Below are 17,335 nucleotides of genomic sequence, written 5' to 3' on the forward strand. Positions count from 1 at the left end.
TGAGTAAAACCACGCAATGATTAATTGACCGCATGTTCCGACTGGCCCATGTGCTATGCTGTTTACCGAGCCAACGGCTTCGCGGGCGTAGCTCAATGGTAGAGCCTCAGTCTTCCAAACTGATTACGCGGGTTCGATTCCCGCCGCCCGCTCCACGATAATCGTTGATATTCCGCCATTCTTGGCGGGTTTCCCAGCCTCTTGGAATGGTCAGGATCGGGCCTGGCTGAGTGAGATTTTCCTAATATTCGGCACTTTACAGGCTAAATGGGTACACGTTAGGGTACACATGGAGGTGCTCGGATGGCCACAGCGACAAGGCCTGCCAGATTCTGCACGGGTATATAGCGATTGCACAAGAGGGGAGGGGCTACTGGCATCTTCGCCGCAAGCTGCTCCGCGACCCTCCCCGCGTCAGCGCCAACCCCATCGTCATCTTTCAGCCCGAACAGCCGGCCAAACTTATCGAGGCCGAGGTGTCGGCAAGGAGCCGTTCCAGGCGGCACCAATGGCCCGACGATGCCGCGGACAGACGCATGTGGACGCTCATGTGGCGGCTCGCCTTCAGCGCCGGCATGAGGCAGGGCGAGCGTTTCACCCTCACCCCGTCAGAGCTGGTGACCCACAACGTCGCCCATGGCATCATGGTCATGCACGAGCTGCAGTGGTATAAGGCAGACTCGATCATCCACGGCTCCTGGCAGCAGGATAAACGGGCTGTGTAGCGTAACCTCACACGACTGCGTGGGAAGTCCGGGCCAATCGCAGGCTGGTCATGGCCGACCCTGCCAGCGAGGTGGTTCGCTCAGCGGGTTGCTTCCGGCTGGGTGCTGTGCGACCCTGACGGGCTAATCTGGCGGGTGCATGACCTCCGCGACTGGGCGCGTTCGCATGCGCACCTGTCCGGTCTGAAGGACGGGGAGCGTGGTGCGATTCAAGTGTCCTCAGGCATTGTTGCGGTCAAGCGGAGCATGGACAAGCAGGACCAGGTCAGTTCCTACAAAGGGGTGGACGCTGGTCTCCTAGTTGCCTCCGGGCCGTCAGTCGCCGTCGGCCTGGAGCCGCTCGTAGTCGGGGGGTCGTTGCCCGTCCGTGTAGGCATCGGCCAGCAGGTCCACTATCCAGCCAAGCTGCTCGGGGGTGAGCTGGTCGGCAAGCTCTGCCGGGATCCGATCCCAGTTGGCGGCGAAAGTCCCGCCGGATTCGCCGACTCTGCTGTACTGCTTGGCCTGCGCGATCTTGATCTCGTTCCGGTGTGCGTCCGGGTCGTTCATCCCTTCCCTGGTCGGGGCCTCGCTTACACGCCGGCGATGGTCTGGGTAGGGCTCCTGGGAGTCGACCATCCAGTCTCGCCCCTGTTTGCGGGCGGTGCGCAGGCCGCCCCTGCGGGCCATTTGTCTGGCGGTCACTGCGGCCTTGCCGTGCATGGCCGCATACTCCGTGATGGGGATCATGGTCATGTCAGTCCCCCTGCCCGCGCAGCGCCTTCTGAGCGTCCAGGATGGCATGGACAGGGTCCTGGTGATCGACCCACCATGATGCGGACGCCTGGGCCCTGAGCCAGGCGGAGGTGCGGTCGCCCAATCCTGTCCCCTCTTTGGTGGCCCCGTACTCGGCCCGGCCGTCATGGTCCTCCTGTGTCTCGTCCATCAGCTCCATCAGCTCCAGCATCTTCTCGCGTATGTCGTCGGCGCGGGCCACCTGCTCGTCGCTGCCTTCAAGCACGGGCAGGAAATCGAGCTCCCGGCGGACCTTTGCCGTCCGGCAGGCTGGGCAGTCGATGGTTCTGTACCAGGCGATCTTCTTCTTGCGTTTCCCGAACAAGTTGGTGCCCTCGATCTGCACCGTGTCTGTGTGCCCGCACTTGTAGGTGATGTCGCAGAGTGCCATCTTGTCCTCCTTGGTTGCGTGCCCCCTTGCCGATACTCATATTGCATCTTTAGCGATGTGATGCAAGATGGAGGTGTCCGGTGTGTCGTACCGGGGCAGCATCACAGCCATATCATTCAGGTATGGCCTACATCCCCGATGACATCTCCCAGATCCCCGACAACCGCCCCGGCTACACATCCGCTTCGGATGGCGAGCGGGAACGGCTGACCATCCTTTTGCGCAAGCGCCTCGACCAGGTCATCGACCAGGAGCAGCAGGCTGGCCTCAGCCGACAGGATCGCGAGCGCCTGACCGTCATGCACAAGCAAATCAGAGCCGACCTCGCTGCAATACGATATGGTGCCACCGAGAAAACTGTAAGAGATATAGAGCATAGATACCGGTAGGGTATATTTGGGGGTACGCGAGCATTCGTTATGATTTGCCTTGCAATGCGTGAGGTGCTGTATGTAGTCAGTCTTCCAATTTGATTACGCGGGTTCGATTCCCGTGACCCGCTCTACTCGGACGTAGGATTCGACAAGTCGACGTTTGCGTTAGTGAGTACGCCGGAATAGGTGTGGGAAATCCGTTGCGTTAGCGTGTTGGAATTCTACGGTAGCCTGTACCGCATTTCTTCTTAATAAATTATGCATTCTGGATTGAATGTGATAATGAGCGTGAGATTAAGGCTGCTTCACAAGGTGGTGCGGTGAAGTTGTATGAATCTGGTGATGAACGGACTGAAGAGATTTCTAAGCGGGTTGTTCAGTTATTGCCCAAGTCTCAGACTCCCGGTCTGCTTACGGTCCTAATACTGGCGCGCCAGTCGTTCTTCTTCCAGCCGTGCAGTGCCGGGTCGAGACCCTATATGGTATGGCAAGCATCCCAGTACGAGGGAACTCTTGGCCCAAACATAAGGCCTTGGTAAGGAGAAACCGGCATCTTGAAAGGCTTGGATCAACGTCTCGTTTGATATAACACCAAGCAGGCCGCCGCGTTGACGGACAACCGTCGCTCCTTTCATGGTGCGCGGATTGAAATGGTTTTTTGTGCGGTTGGCTCAGCCCGCTGAACTGAAAGCAGGTTGTATGGATTCAGAGCCCCGGGTGTGCTCGGACATGCAGCAGGTCAAAGATATCGAGCAGATAGCCGTTCACCAACCCTCTCCCGGAGTAGTGGCTAAATGCTAACATCAAAGTCAATATCAATGAACTACTCAAGGATGAGTCCCATGAAGAAACGATCTTTAACCGTGGTTATCTTCGTAACGTTCTTGGGCCCGATGCTGTTGATGGGGCTCATAGTCTCCGCAGATCAAGCTTCCGTACAGCCTGCATCGGGAAATGCTGCAGAAGGTCGGCCAGTCTCAATTGATGCAGCTACCGTTTCTTCTTCACAATCATCATCTCAAGACATCGACGCGGCAGAATACTGGACGGAAGAGAGGGATGCACTCTGCTCGTCCTGCAGAAGAACTGATATCTGAGACAAGTCAAAGTGATCAAATTCGACCAGCCGAGCAATCTAGCAAGATGAAAGTTACAGAAAGCTTCTCACATCCTGTCCGCCCCAAGCCATTGCTGGGTCATCAGACCGGGAATGCAGTTGTTCCTGAGATGACTGGGACGGTGCTCTTTAATTACGATGGGGAAGGGGTTGGTACATGGTCCTTCTTACACGATGGATGGAAGGGCACTGACTACGCTCCGTAAGATATGGCAGAATCTCACCCTATCTGTTCTCTTTCGTGCCTTCCCGCCTTGCTAGCCTCTTGTTCTTTCTGATTTGATTCCTTTTTGGGGCTATTTGTGCAAGATTGCAGTGATCGTTGATTATGCCTATAGGTTGTGGGCCTCCGAATTTCTGATCGGATGATTTGCTGCGGGGGCTGATGAAGGGCATACTCGGGCCTATGAATGATGCCGGGTTTGGACAAGTGCTGGGGTTGGGACATGACTTGGTCGATCTGAAGGAGTTCGGCCGGCAGCTGGCTATGCCAGGCACACGCATGACAAGCTTGTTCTCGCCTCGGGAGCGGCGGCAGGCCCAGCAGCGGGCCCTGCTCAAGCATGACGACACGGCGGCGCACTTGGCCGTGCGCTGGGCCGGCAAGGAATCGGTGCTTAAGGCCTGGTCGCAGGCGCTTGGACCTGAGCCATCGCCCTATGGTTTGGATGATTTTCCCTGGAGCGGTGTGGAGATCTTGGATGATGGCCGGGGTCGGCCGAGCGTCAATCTAGAGCCTTCCGTAGAAACCAGGCTTTACGATTCCTTGCCTCTAACCAGGGGTCAGGTCGGCCGAGTGCAGTTATGCTGGCACATCGCTCTCAGCCATGACGGACCGATGGCTTCGGCGGTCGTGCTTTTGTGCAGGTGCGTCTGAATCCGAGGCTAGGACATGTGACGCATGTGGCGTTAATTCCTAGTTATCGCCCTGGGCAGCCGAATAGAAGTCTTCGGCATGTGGGGCGATGCCCTGACTGTGTCGAAGCCGAATTCGATGATCAAGGCTTCAGATGCAGTCAGCACTATGTATTACATGCGTCGTTCTAAGGGTTGACCGAGGCTCCCGTGTAGACTACATACAGCCTCTTCTTGAGGCCTGTTCCCTGCTTACGTAGGGATGATCCGTTGTGTCATTAGGATTTTATATGTTCCCTGAATAGTCAGGGTATATCAAACAACTTGTGACATTAAGACATAATAAATTTGGTAAGTTCTAATTCTCTGTGCTATGCTTAAAAATTGTTACAACGAGGTTGTCCAATTGGCAGAGTCGCTGAGCTGAGAACGGGGGAACAATGAGCGGAGCGATACCAACAGACTTGGGTCTGGACGCTAAAGCCATGTCCCTGTGGGGCAAGACAAATCTGCAAGACGAGAATGATTGGCAGGGAGTTTTCGCGCATCTGAGTGATTCCGCTGCAGTGGCTGGGTACTTATGGCGCGACTGGGTGCCCAGGGGTACTCGAGAGATCATCATCCGCGATGTTGGTGATCCGGAATTGGCTCGCAAAGTCTGCATGTTCATCACTGGTGCCCATGATATCGGTAAGGCAACCCCGGTTTTCCAAAGCAAGCCGTTGACACATGCACCGGGCATGCAGGAGCTCTCCTTGCAATGGAAGCCAAGACAGGCCGGCCTGCGGTTCCCTGATGTTCCGATTACGAATACGAATTATCCAACCCATCCCATAGCGGGTCAACGGATTCTGGAGTCTTACCTGACTCAGGTACAGCATTGGAGCAAGTCAGTGGCTGAATCCTATGCTTGCATCGTCGGTGGGCATCATGGTCAGCCTCCTACCCGACAGGCCCTGAGCAAGTCCGATATGGATGTACGTATGGGTACCGCTCGGGGTTATGAGGACTGGACTAAAGCCCAGCGAGAACTGATTGAATTCGTGGCCAACCAGTGTGAACTCAGTGACGATGACTTCGCCCGGCTAAGTAAAAAGCGGTTGGACATATATGCCGAATCGGTGCTGGAGGGGCTGGTCATCATGGCCGACTGGATTGCCAGCAACAGCGACGACGATCTTTTTCCCCTGGTGCCGCTCAACCCCCCGAGCTACGACGAACAGACCTGGAACCGGATGAATTCAGTACGTACACGAGCCGGTCTTAAGGCCCGTCAGGAGCGCGGATGGCGTAACCTCGACCTGCCTCCTAAGTGGCAGCCGATTCATGAGCAGATCAGTATAGGGGAGCGTTTTGCTTCCAGGTTTGATCTGCCTACGGGTGCCAATCCCAGACCAGTCCAAGAGCAGGCCGCGCATTTGGCGGAAACGACCAAGGACCCGGGCATTATGGTCATCGAAGCACCCATGGGCGAAGGCAAGACCGAAGCAGCCCTGACCTGTGCGGAAATCCTGGCGGAACGAACAGGCAGGGGAGGGGTCTGCGTGGCCTTGCCGACAATGGCTACTACCGATGCCATGTTCTCAAGGTGCAAGAGCTGGATCGATAGATTGCCTCAACCTGAGGGGCGCTCTGAAAAATCCACCTCGCTCAGACATGGCAAAGCTGCTCTCAACAGGGAATTCATGTCAATGATGACTTCAGCAAGGGGTTCGGCCACCTCATCAGTCTTCGATGAGGATGTCCTCCAAGGCTCTGGTGCACAAAAGGCCGCCTGCCCTGAGGCGGTGGTGAATGACTGGCTGCGAGGCAGGAAGAAAGGGGTGCTGGCTAATTTCCTGATCTGCACTATCGATCAGGTGCTCATGGCCGCTTTGCAGATGAAGCACGTCAGTCTGCGGCAATTGGCTCTGGCAAACAAAGTTGTCATCATCGACGAATGCCACGCTTACGACACCTACATGCGTGAATACCTCAAGCGGACCTTGGAATGGTTGGGAGGATTCCACAATCCAGTCATCCTCCTGTCGGCAACCCTGCCTGCATCGCTGCGACATGAGTTAGTTGACGCTTATATCAAAGGGTATTCCTCAGTGCTGGGCGGATCAGGTAGCCAGACGGGGCAGCCCTCCGAAGTTGCACCGCGTCGTTTTGCAAGCATGGAAGCATTTACTGATCGTTACTCCAAGCCACGCATTGATCAGACCTCTGCCCCTTTACGACCAGGTGATAAGCAGTCCTCTAATGAGGAGCAGGACTTTGACGATCTGCATGCTTATCCGTTGATTACTTACACGTCTGGAACGACCTGCCGGACTAGCTCGGTGGAGCCTTCGGGTCGTGCAGTGGAAATCGATTGTCAAGTCATTGACGACGATCTTGAGCATCTGTCAGACCTGCTGCAAGAGCGTCTGGCTGAAGGCGGCTGCGCCGCTGTGATTTGCGACACTGTAGACCGTGCCCAGCAAACCGCTGCAGCTTTGACAAATCTATTTGGCTCGGACCAGGTCAGACTGACGCATTCACGCTTCATCGACCTGGATCGTATGGACAACGAACGAGAACTCCGAGAACGTCTTGGTCCGGATGCAACCTTGGACAATGGGGGGCGCCCTCACCGGCTGATTGTCGTGGGCACGCAGGTTCTGGAGCAATCCCTGGACATTGACTTCGATCTTATGGTCACCGATATAGCTCCGGTCGATCTGTTGTTGCAACGCATGGGTCGTCTGCATCGCCATCGCCGTGGACATGGTGAGAGCGACCGTCCAGCTGGTCTGCGGAAAGCCTTCTGTTATCTGCGGGGCATAGCCTCCTGGAACGCAGATGGTCCAGCATTTCCTGACTATGTAGACAGCGTCTATCCGCCGGCATCCCTGCTTGAAGCCCTTGCTGTTCTTCGTCTGCAAGGAGACGGCACCCACCGCTTGCTACAGCTTCCTGATGACATCGCTCCCCTTGTCCGCACTGCTTATGACTCTGATGCAGTTGCACAGTTGATACCCAAAGCCTGGCAAGAACGGTATCGGCTGGATGCGCACAAGCGTGCTGAAAAGGATGCGGAAGAGATCGATAAGGCCCAAGTCTATTTGATGAAAGATTCGGCGCATCTGCTGCGCCAGTCTCACACCTTGGTGGACCTATTCACGAGCACCGTGGACGCCAGGTCGGAAGCCAAAGCCAGACAGGCCGTCAGAGATACTCATGATTCGGTGGAGGTGGTGCTTCTGCGCCGGTGCGGCGACGAGTATGCGCTTCTACCATGGATCGGAGGCGATACAGTACCTTGCGGAGCTTCTGTGCCCACAAACACCGAGCCTGAGAACCAGCTGGCGCAAGTGGTGTTGCGTTGCTCTGTAAATCTGCCGGATCGCATCTGTCATGACATTGATGCTCTGATCAACGAACTCGAGATTCGAGCTGGTGATTGCGTTGATGCATGGCATCAATCTCCTTGGCTGGATGGCTGTTTGCCGCTGGTCTTGGATGAGGAGGAATCCGATTCGAATCGCCAGAGATTCGTCACCACTGTACTTGGTTACCGTATCGGATACACCCGTGAGGATGGGCTGACTTGTGTGAAAGCCGACAAGGGCGGGGAGAGTTGAATTTGCGGTGCCTTGCTAGTTGCAGGCATTTTCCACTTATGAAAAACCGAACAAGCAGAAAGGACAATGATAATGAATGATATTGGAGCGACCGGCGGAGGTCGGCCGTCGTTCAATCTCTTGGAGCAGCCTTGGATCAGGGTTACCTATCTGGAAGGATGTGTCGACCTGGTCTCCCTGCGCGACCTTTTGGTTGAGGCCCATCGAATCCGTGAAATTTCCAGTGACATGCCTCAACAGACCCTGCCCATACTGAGGATGACCGAAGCTGTGCTCTACCAGGCATACGCTCAACGGTATCGCCCCATGATAGGGGATGATAATCCGACGGCCTTGCTGCAGCTGTGGTGGACGCTCTGGCAGACTGGGCAGTTCGACCCTCAAGTAATTGACGATTATCTTGAGCGCTATCACGACAGGTTCGATTTGTTCAACCCTGGGCATCCCTTTTATCAGACGCCGGGATTGACCTACTCGTCCGATGATAAAGAGTATGACAGCATTGGCGAGCTTCAGGCTGACGTGCCTAAGCCCAAGAAGTTTCTCTTCACCATGCGCGCCAAGAACGACCTGGACTCGCTGACCTTGCCAGAGGCAGCTCGATGGCTGGTCTTTCTCCAGGCCTATGACCCTGCAGGCATCAAATCACCGGTAGACGGAGAGACCCATGTGCGGAACAATAAGGTTTATCCGCCCAAATCCAAGGTGGGAACTGGCTGGCTGGGCGCCTTGGGCAACGTCTATCTTGAACAAGACAACCTGTTTGCCACCCTGATGCTCAACTGGTGCTTGATTAATCCCCGAAGTCGTGGGGATGATGATGCCTGGTTTGGCAAGCCTGGTGATTTGGCGCCCTGGGAACGCGAGCCGGCCGGCCCTGACATGAATCCCGACTATCACCCTGCAGGCATTGTGGACATGCTCACTCTGCAATCACGCAGGGTGAGGCTGATACCCGATAGTTCAGGCTCCCGTGTGATCGGCATTATCGTCTGCTACGGCGATGTCATCAGCGCTGACAACATGGACGCTTATGAGCCTATGACGGCCTGGCGTTACGGCAGCGAGAACCTGCGGAAGAAATTGGGACTGCCGACGGCTCCTCGCATGCCTGTCACATTCACTTCTGACAAGGCCATCTGGAGGCAACTGCAGCCTTTGATTAGCGCGGGAAGCAACGGTGCAGGTCAGACTGACGACACCCGTCCTGGTGTTATTCGGTGGGTCGAGACTCTATTGAATTGGAATCAGGATGATGCCGGATCCGGAAAAGTGATGCAAATGGCTCGCATCCATACCCAGAGCATGATTTATGGCCCGCAGAACAGCTTCTTTTCGGATGCCATTGATGATTCGCTTGATGCAAATCTCCAACTGCTTCATTTGGATGCCGCCGCCGTGGATGTGGTGGTTCAGGTTGTTGAGCGTACTGAGGATTCCGTCAAGGCATTGGATTCCATGGTTGCCCACTTGAACCAATCCGCAGGCGAGAAAGCGCAGAAGGACCGCTTCTATGCCGCAGTAGCCCGCGTCAAGGAACGTGCATATGCTTCCCTGGATCAGCTGTTCAGACAGAGGATTGCGGAGTTCGGTCCTTCAGAAGACATCGAACATTACCGGAATGACTGGTTCCAGGCCATTCATCGGGATCTGATCGGCATAGCTGGTGAATACCGCGATCAGTCTCCGGCGCCATCTTTCCTGCCCAAGGCCAATGGTTCCCGATCTTCTGAGCAGATCTTTGATAGATTCCTGAGCCAATTGAATAAATATCTAGGTCCTCTTCCCTCGCGTGAGGGCGAGACCGCAAATGAAAAGGAGGTTCAATGATGACTGCAGCCACTATGACGAACGATCATGTCTTGTCAGTCGACGACCGCAAACAGGCCGTCGGGCGGTATGCCAACTACCGGATCGGGAAATTGCAGTACGCCTACACGGTTCAGGCCAGCAGCGTGGCCAGGGCTCATCTGGCTCTGCTGCGTCGGGGCATTGATGACGGTAGGGTGCGGTGGATGAATGTCGGGTTTGATCTATATGAGGATTGGCCACAGGATATCCTGGGAAACCCGGCCCTCGACAATGACCCCAATATCGTCACTGAAACACGGGCTATTGCTGTTGCCTTGCAGATGTATGCGCTTCATCAGCAGTCGAAATCTAAAGGTATGGCCTGGATGCCTGATCATAAGGGTACAGGGAATAACACCGAAGCTAAGCAGCTGGCGCGATCAGAGCGCTCCCGCTACAGTTTCGGCCACGCATGCCGCATGATTGACGCTGGCCAGGACGGTTCCAAGGCCACCCCGGTTCTTCGAAGGCTGCAAATCATGGAGGATGTTCCTGATTTCGATGGCATCCGGCATCAGCTGTATTCGTTGATAAGGATGATGAGGAATCAGGATGTGAAGCTGGACTATCAGGCTTTCACTCAGGATCTTTATCTGTTGCAGCTGCCTGGTCGGAGGGCCTCTGTCTTTCACCGTTGGGCTCGTCAGTATTACGCCGTGCACAAGGCCGCGGAGGCGAAAGAGGGCGAGGAAGCCAATAGAACAGCTGAGGTCTAGCAGAACGGTCAATGATGACAGGTCGTCTCGAATGATTCGCCATCTAGCAGATACACATACACAAGATTACCAATTTTTCAAAAATAAATATTAAGGAGAAAAGCCATGTTTATGGATATTTATGCAGTTCAGAACGTTCCTCCGAGCAATATCAATCGTGACGAGACGGGCAATCCTAAGACCGCTCAGTATGGTGGTGTCTTGCGCTCGCGTGTCTCCAGCCAGGCCTGGAAGCGTGCCATGCGTGAGACCTTCAAGTCGTTGCTGGACAAGAAGCAGCTGGGGGTGCGGACGAAGAACGCAGTCGAGCTGATCGTGAAGGCCATGGTCGACCGACGGCCTGAATCGGCGGACCAGGCTGAAAGCTACGCCTCCTTGGTTTTGCAGGCTACTGGTGTCAAGGTTGTCGCTTCCACTCGTGCAGGGGCGGCCAGTGGCAAACCAGTCACTCAGTACCTGATCTTTATCGGCAACACCGAAATCGGGAAGCTGGCCAATATTGCTCTGGAATGGATGGATCAGGGAAAGGATCCGGCCAAGGCACCGGATTCGGCTATGAAGAAGGAGGTGTCGGGGGTTTTCCACGGTGAGCAGGCGGTCGACATTGCCCTGTTCGGCCGTATGCTGGCTGATGCCCCTGACCTGAACACGGATGCCAGCGCTCAGGTGGCTCACGCCATTTCCGTGGATGCCATCAAGCCAGAGTACGACTATTTCACCGCCGCTGATGACTTCACGGAAGCGGACAACGCCGGTGCAGCTATGATCGACTCCGTCGGCTTCAACTCATCCACGCTCTATCGCTACGCGACCGTGAACCTGGATGCCCTGCAGGAGCAAATCGGCAATGCGGAGGCCACTGCGAGAGTGGCTTCGGTCTTCGTAGAGGCCTTCATCCGATCCATGCCGACCGGCAAGCAGAATTCATACGCCAACAGGACCCTGCCCGAGACATGCATTGTGGCCTTCCGTGACAGCCAGCCTATTAATGCCGTGGAAGCCTTTGAACGTCCGGTTGTGGCTGAGCATGACCGGCCTATCTCGCAAGTAGCTGGCCGCAGGCTGGTTGAGGAGTTGCGCAGGATTCAGGATGCCTATGATGAGCGGCCTGTGCGAGCTTGGGCGATCAGCACGGATTTGTCAGCGCAGGACCTGGCTCCGGTGGCTGAGTCTGTCGGTCTGAAGGATCTGACCAGCCAGGTGGATGCTGAGACTATGCGCGTGCTGGGTCAGCAGGAGTAACTATGAGCATACTGCTGTTGCGATTGTCGGGGCCTTTGCAGTCCTGGGGGAGCTCCTCGCGTTTTACGATTCGCACCACACAACGGGAGCCCACCAAGAGCGCGGTGATTGGTCTGCTTGCTTCGGCGCAAGGCCGTCAACGCGGCGATGACATTGAGGACCTGCTGCATCTAAGCTTTGGTGTCCGCATCGATCAACCGGGCATCTTGGTCAATGACATGCAAACAGAGCATGGTGTCAATGTCAAAGCCATGCCATTGACCACACGATACTACTTATCCGATGCGAAATTCCTGGTGGCTTTAGGTGCTGATTCTGCGCTTCTGGAAAGTCTGGACCAGGCTCTGCGTCATCCCCGGTGGCCCTTATATTTGGGTCGACGGGCTTGCCCGCCGGATTACCCGGTTTCGCTTGGGTTGGTTCAGGAGGACCGTGTAGATCAGGCTCTGCGCACTCATCCCTGGATGGCTGCTTCCTGGTACAAGAGACGCCATCAGGGCTGCCGACTGGAGGTGATCTGTGATGCGGACTGCGCCAAGGACGAAGACAACGGGATTGTCTCTTCTCAGGCAGATGTTCCGCTGAGTTTCGGTGCAGCTCGCAGATACGCGGTCAGAACGGTTAGCCGATACAGAATTCCCAATCCTGATGGTTCTGGTCCTGATAAGCAGTGGACTAAAGCCGTTCCGGATCATGATCCAATGTCGTTTTTTTAGGAGGCAGGCATGTATATATCCAGAATGCCGTTGAACACTGCGCGGTATGCAGCCAAGCAACTGATTGCCTCGCCTTATCGGCTTCATGCCGCTGTGGAGAAGTCCTTCCCGCCGGGTGCCGTACGCAGTGGCGATGGGGGACGTATCTTGTGGAGATTGGATTTCTCCCGTGCAGGAGACTCGACCTGGCTGTATGTGGTGAGTCCCGAGCGTCCTGACTTCACCCATATTGTCGAGCAGGCCGGTTGGCCAACCCATGCTGAGTGGGAGGTGAAGGATTACGAGCCTTTGATCACTCATATGGCCAAGGGACAAGAGTGGGCCTTCAGACTTCGGGCCAACCCCGCCAGACAGGTCTATGAGGATAAAGGGCGGCGGTCCAATCATGCAGTAGTCGGCAAGGTGATGGGGCATGTCACTGTGGATTATCAGCTATCTTGGCTGGAGACGCACAGTGAACGCAACGGGTTTGCCCTCCTGGGCAGCTCGGATGAGAGTCATGGGCCGTCCTGCCTTGTTTCCCAGCGCCGCAAGGAGCAGTTCGCTCACGGGAGCAGCAAGGTCACCTTGGTTACAGCCCAGTTTGATGGACAGCTCCGTGTAACCGATGCGCAAGCTTTTCAGCGTTGCCTACGGCAGGGCATCGGCAGAGCCAAGAGTTTCGGCTGCGGATTGCTGACGGTGGCTCCGATCCGATGACTGGGGATCATCAGTCTATGGGGTCTGCCGGGAGAACCGAAATTCCCGGCAGTCCCCCTCCTGAATTGAATGACCTGGTGCGGGCCGAGGATAGGCTCTCATTCGCTTATTTCGAGCACTGTGTTGTCACTCGCGAGGACAATGCCATCGCGGTCACCAGGGATACCGGGACTATACGGCTGCCCGCCGCCAATCTAGGTGTGCTCATGCTGGGTCCCGGCACTACCGTCAGTCATCAGGCCATGGTGGTTATCGGTGACAACGGTGCCAGCGTGGTATGGGTGGGGGAGCGCGGTGTGAGGATGTATGCCTTCGGCCGTCCTCTGACGCATTCGGCTGCCCTTTTGCAAAGGCAGGCGGCTCTGGTCTCCAACACCCGCAAGCGTTTGGCTGTGGCGAGGGCCATGTACCAGATGCGCTTCCTCAATGAAGATGTCAGTTCTTGTACTATGCAGCAGCTGCGTGGGCGTGAGGGTGCCCGAGTTCGACAGGTCTACCGTCACTGGTCTGAACTGACTGGTGTCTCGTGGGACAAGCGAACCTATGATCATGAGGATTTCGATGCAGGCAACGAGATCAACAAGGCCCTGTCGGCTGCTCATACCTGCTTGTACGGAATCGCTCACTCTGTGATCGTAGCCCTTGGGTGTTCACCAGGCTTGGGATTCGTCCATGTGGGCCATGAGCGCTCCTTTGTCTATGATGTGGCCGATCTGTATAAGGCCGAGATATCGATTCCTGTAGCTTTCAAGACTGCTGCAAAGCAGCCCGACGACATCGGGTCGGCTACCCGGCATGCCATGCGTGATGCTGTCTATGACCTCTCGCTCATGCGACGGATGGCTCGCGATATTCCCCGACTGCTTGGAGCACCTGTTTCTTCCTCTTCTGATGTAGAGGGTGGGATCTTGGCGCTCTGGGATGAGAAGGTCGGTGCGGTTCCTGCTGGGAGATCCTATGCAGATGAAGAGGAGGGGATGGGCTGATGGTAGTCGTCGTTTTGACAGCATGCCCAGTGGGCCTGCGCGGGGATTTGACTCGATGGCTTCTAGAGATAGCATCTGGGGTTTTCGTCGGCCACATCACCGCTAGGGTTCGGGACCGGCTCTGGGAACGCATCACAGGGCAGATCCGAACCGGCAAGGCCATTATGGTCTATTCCGCCCGCAATGAGCAGCATCTGAGTTTCAAAGTGCATCGCTCAGATTGGAACCCGGTAGACTGTGAAGGATTGACTCTTATGGAGAGGCCTACGGATGGCGGAGATGGCAGATCTGCGGGTGGTGGAAACCGATACCGCCGGACTGGTTGGAGCAATGCCAGCAAGTACAGACGTGCGGCGAGGTTCCGGCGCTCGCAATCCGGCTGAGCCCAAGCGGGTCTGCACTTTTCAGATGGGTTTTGCCGATGAGTGCCGAGTACTGATTATTAAGCCAGTGCATTGATAAGGAGTTTGGTGTATATGGTCTGAATTGTAATGGCTGAGACGGGGAATAGAGGGGGGGGCTGGAAATGCAAACTCATTAAAAATCAGAAATCTTGGTTATTGTATTGTTGGGATTGCAAGGATTTCTAAGTGTGTTCCCCGCATCCGCGGGGATGATCCCCCCTCCTACCCGGGACGCACCTCCGCCAGCTCGTGTTCCCCGCATCCGCGGGGATGATCCCCAGCAGGTGTGCTCGGGCACGTTCCCCTCGCGGTGTTCCCCGCATCCGCGGGGATGATCCTTCGAGTCGAAGGTGTCATACTTCATTGTTTCTGTGTTCCCCGCATCCGCGGGGATGATCCCTCTGTCAAAGACCATGACCTGGCGGGGCGGCAGTGTTCCCCGCATCCGCGGGGATGATCCGGATTACCATGCAGTTAATCACCAAAGACATAGGTGTTCCCCGCATCCGCGGGGATGATCCCTACAATAATAGCACTACCGCCGGAATGGCGATGTGTTCCCCGCATCCGCGGGGATGATCCGGGCACATGGTGTTTTCCAGATTTTCGGCTATGGTGTTCCCCGCATCCGCGGGGATGATCCCCGAAAACCCGGCCTCCGCTGCAAACTGCTTCTGTGTTCCCCGCATCCGCGGGGATGATCCCCTATATCAAAGCCTATGACCGGGTTCCGCGATGTGTTCCCCGCATCCGCGGGGATGATCCCCATTATGAGTGATTGGCTGTGGTCCCCGACCAGGTGTTCCCCGCATCCGCGGGGATGATCCAGGAGCAGGAGATGGCTGTAAAACATAGAGCTGGTGTTCCCCGCATCCGCGGGGATGATCCCTGGCGGCAGGCCGCCATGTGGCAGTACACGGCGTGTTCCCCGCATCCGCGGGGATGATCCGTCGGCAAGCGTTTATTGTGGGCGCGAGAAGCCGTGTTCCCCGCATCCGCGGGGATGATCCCCGTTCGCCTTTGACCATGCTTTTGACCTGCGGGTGTTCCCCGCATCCGCGGGGATGATCCTAATGTCATTTCAATGAACCGTTCATCGATCCCGTGTTCCCCGCATCCGCGGGGATGATCCCGACAGAATCGTCTTCTTGCGTTTCCAGTCATAGTGTTCCCCGCATCCGCGGGGATGATCCGCCATGGCGAATCAGTTCAACGCGCTGAACAGCGTGTTCCCCGCATCCGCGGGGATGATCCCCAAAAGCCATAGGCGTATCATCAGTGGTCGGTGTGTTCCCCGCATCCGCGGGGATGATCCTATCAAAATTATCGCCAAAGAACTTATCGTCACGTGTTCCCCGCATCCGCGGGGATGATCCCTGTGGTTGACTTGGCACTAGACCGGCCACCACGTGTTCCCCGCATCCGCGGGGATGATCCGGCGGGTTAAGAAACACGGTCTCGCCGCCCCAGGTGTTCCCCGCATCCGCGGGGATGATCCTCGAGGGTCATCCCGTCCCCAGGACCGGACCATGTGTTCCCCGCATCCGCGGGGATGATCCTAGTGCGCAACGCGACGATGCAAATAAACATCAGTGTTCCCCGCATCCGCGGGGATGATCCCATCATTTACGTCGGCGAAACGCTGGCGTGGTAGTGTTCCCCGCATCCGCGGGGATGATCCCCAGGATGATACCAGTGATCAGCCCGACCCGCAGTGTTCCCCGCATCCGCGGGGATGATCCTGATTACGACACGGCATGGTACGGTTCGCCAATGTGTTCCCCGCATCCGCGGGGATGATCCTCCACGAATAGTCACGGATGGCAAGTATGAATTGTGTTCCCCGCATCCGCGGGGATGATCCGGTCATACAGTTTCCCGTCAGCCATGACAAACGGTGTTCCCCGCATCCGCGGGGATGATCCTCCCCCGGCAAAGCCATGACATATCCGCCTATGGTGTTCCCCGCATCCGCGGGGATGATCCTTCGTAGGCACCGACCATCCATCATTTTTGAAGGTGTTCCCCGCATCCGCGGGGATGATCCCTGAAAATAATATTGAACCAAATACTGCAATTGGTGTTCCCCGCATCCGCGGGGATGATCCTGAGCTGGGACGAAATCCAAGCAATTACGGATGGTGTTCCCCGCATCCGCGGGGATGATCCTGCATCTCATCATCGTAGTCGTCCTCATCATCCGTGTTCCCCGCATCCGCGGGGATGATCCTCCATTCCAGCACATCATGCCTGTCAGGCCATGGTGTTCCCCGCATCCGCGGGGATGATCCTACCACTATGGATATAAGCGGGCCGTTTAGTACGTGTTCCCCGCATCCGCGGGGATGATCCTCATCTAAGTCCATCCAGAGCATGGCTGACCATGTGTTCCCCGCATCCGCGGGGATGATCCTCTGGAATGCAGGCTATTCGGGTGCAAGTTTGGGTGTTCCCCGCATCCGCGGGGATGATCCCGCCTTGGTGACCACTGATTGAGCCACGCCAGCGTGTTCCCCGCATCCGCGGGGATGATCCTGTTCCATCTCATTTTCCTTTCTGTCCACCATGGTGTTCCCCGCATCCGCGGGGATGATCCTGCCAGTGTCTGCCGCAGTAGTCTTTCCGGTTTGTGTTCCCCGCATCCGCGGGGATGATCCCGTATCAAAGACATGTTTGACCGGATAGGCGCGGTGTTCCCCACATCCGCGGGGATGATCCCTGTACGGCACCGTTGCAAACCACGAAGGCATGGTGTTCCCCGCATCCGCGGGGATGATCCTGTGGTGAGCGTGTCGCGATACGTGAAAGGCTGGTGTTCCCCGCATCCGCGGGGATGATCCTATGGGGATAGAGTACTATGACCGCGACGCGGCGTGT

14 protein-coding genes, 1 tRNA gene, 1 pseudogene and 1 CRISPR repeat array (1 of these 17 running past the window's edge) are annotated in these 17,335 nt (G+C 56.3%); of the genes and pseudogenes, 14 read left to right on the forward strand and 2 right to left on the reverse strand.

All coding sequences use genetic code 11. The features are described from left to right. Positions 1-81: 81 nt before the first annotated feature. Both H3T88_RS01095 and H3T88_RS01100 read left to right on the forward strand, forming a co-directional pair. Positions 82-155 (forward strand) — tRNA-Gly (locus tag H3T88_RS01095). Positions 156-476: 321 nt separating this feature from the next. Continuing rightward, a complete protein-coding gene (locus tag H3T88_RS01100; RefSeq protein WP_198203256.1) occupies positions 477-725 on the forward strand; it encodes a hypothetical protein in 249 nt (82 codons plus the stop codon). A gap of 315 nt (positions 726-1,040) precedes the next feature. Here H3T88_RS01100 and H3T88_RS01105 read toward each other — a convergent pair whose 3' ends face one another. Together H3T88_RS01105 and H3T88_RS01110 are read right to left on the reverse strand one after the other, a co-directional pair. Further along, positions 1,041-1,460, reverse strand: a complete 420-nt coding sequence (locus H3T88_RS01105; protein ID WP_198203257.1) for a hypothetical protein — start codon at positions 1,458-1,460, stop codon at positions 1,041-1,043. Position 1,461: 1 nt separating this feature from the next. Then, positions 1,462-1,890, reverse strand: a complete 429-nt coding sequence (locus H3T88_RS01110) for a hypothetical protein (RefSeq protein ID WP_198203258.1) — start codon at positions 1,888-1,890, stop codon at positions 1,462-1,464. 80 nt (positions 1,891-1,970) lie between these two features. On the opposite strand from H3T88_RS01110, the gene H3T88_RS01115 reads away from it, so the two are divergent. From H3T88_RS01115 to H3T88_RS08615, 12 genes and pseudogenes are all read left to right on the forward strand, one after another. After that, a complete protein-coding gene (locus H3T88_RS01115) occupies positions 1,971-2,279 on the forward strand; it encodes a hypothetical protein (protein ID WP_198203259.1) in 309 nt (102 codons plus the stop codon). 827 nt (positions 2,280-3,106) lie between these two features. Then, positions 3,107-3,361 (forward strand): hypothetical protein, encoded by a 255-nt coding sequence (locus tag H3T88_RS01120; RefSeq protein ID WP_198203260.1) that lies wholly within the window; start codon positions 3,107-3,109, stop codon positions 3,359-3,361. 405 nt (positions 3,362-3,766) lie between these two features. Beyond that, on the forward strand, positions 3,767-4,258 hold the full coding sequence (locus H3T88_RS01125; RefSeq protein ID WP_232347052.1) for a holo-ACP synthase: 492 nt from the start codon (positions 3,767-3,769) through the stop codon (positions 4,256-4,258). 418 nt (positions 4,259-4,676) lie between these two features. Continuing rightward, on the forward strand, positions 4,677-7,844 hold the full coding sequence (gene cas3, locus H3T88_RS01130; protein ID WP_198203261.1) for a CRISPR-associated helicase Cas3': 3,168 nt from the start codon (positions 4,677-4,679) through the stop codon (positions 7,842-7,844). A 72-nt stretch (positions 7,845-7,916) separates the two neighbouring features. Next, positions 7,917-9,674, forward strand: a complete 1,758-nt coding sequence (gene casA, locus H3T88_RS01135) for a type I-E CRISPR-associated protein Cse1/CasA (RefSeq protein ID WP_198203262.1) — start codon at positions 7,917-7,919, stop codon at positions 9,672-9,674. Next, complete coding sequence (gene casB / locus H3T88_RS01140) at positions 9,671-10,411, forward strand: type I-E CRISPR-associated protein Cse2/CasB (protein ID WP_198203263.1); 741 nt, start codon at positions 9,671-9,673, stop codon at positions 10,409-10,411. The genes casA and casB overlap by 4 nt, the downstream gene beginning before the upstream one ends. Before the next feature lie 111 nt (positions 10,412-10,522). Next, a complete protein-coding gene (gene cas7e / locus H3T88_RS01145) occupies positions 10,523-11,653 on the forward strand; it encodes a type I-E CRISPR-associated protein Cas7/Cse4/CasC (protein WP_232347053.1) in 1,131 nt (376 codons plus the stop codon). A 2-nt stretch (positions 11,654-11,655) separates the two neighbouring features. Next, entirely contained in the window at positions 11,656-12,369 is a 714-nt protein-coding gene (gene cas5e / locus H3T88_RS01150) for a type I-E CRISPR-associated protein Cas5/CasD (protein WP_198203265.1), read from the forward strand. A 9-nt stretch (positions 12,370-12,378) separates the two neighbouring features. Continuing rightward, entirely contained in the window at positions 12,379-13,068 is a 690-nt protein-coding gene (gene cas6e, locus H3T88_RS01155) for a type I-E CRISPR-associated protein Cas6/Cse3/CasE (protein ID WP_198203266.1), read from the forward strand. A 17-nt stretch (positions 13,069-13,085) separates the two neighbouring features. After that, positions 13,086-14,054 (forward strand): type I-E CRISPR-associated endonuclease Cas1e, encoded by a 969-nt coding sequence (cas1e, locus tag H3T88_RS01160; RefSeq protein ID WP_198203267.1) that lies wholly within the window; start codon positions 13,086-13,088, stop codon positions 14,052-14,054. Continuing rightward, positions 14,054-14,296, forward strand: a pseudogene (cas2e, locus tag H3T88_RS08610) (type I-E CRISPR-associated endoribonuclease Cas2e); the annotation flags it as partial. The gene cas1e and the pseudogene cas2e, both read left to right, overlap by 1 nt. 28 nt (positions 14,297-14,324) lie before the next feature. After that, positions 14,325-14,513: a hypothetical protein gene (locus H3T88_RS08615; RefSeq protein WP_232347115.1), complete on the forward strand. Its 189-nt coding sequence runs from the start codon at positions 14,325-14,327 to the stop codon at positions 14,511-14,513. A 133-nt stretch (positions 14,514-14,646) separates the two neighbouring features. Beyond that, a CRISPR array of direct repeats spans positions 14,647-17,335; the repeat unit is 28 nt; unit sequence GTGTTCCCCGCATCCGCGGGGATGATCC (it continues 5,212 nt past the right edge of the window).

This window comes from Bifidobacterium sp. W8110 (assembly GCF_016101375.1).
Taxonomy (GTDB): Bacteria; Actinomycetota; Actinomycetes; order Actinomycetales; family Bifidobacteriaceae; genus Bombiscardovia; species Bombiscardovia asteroides.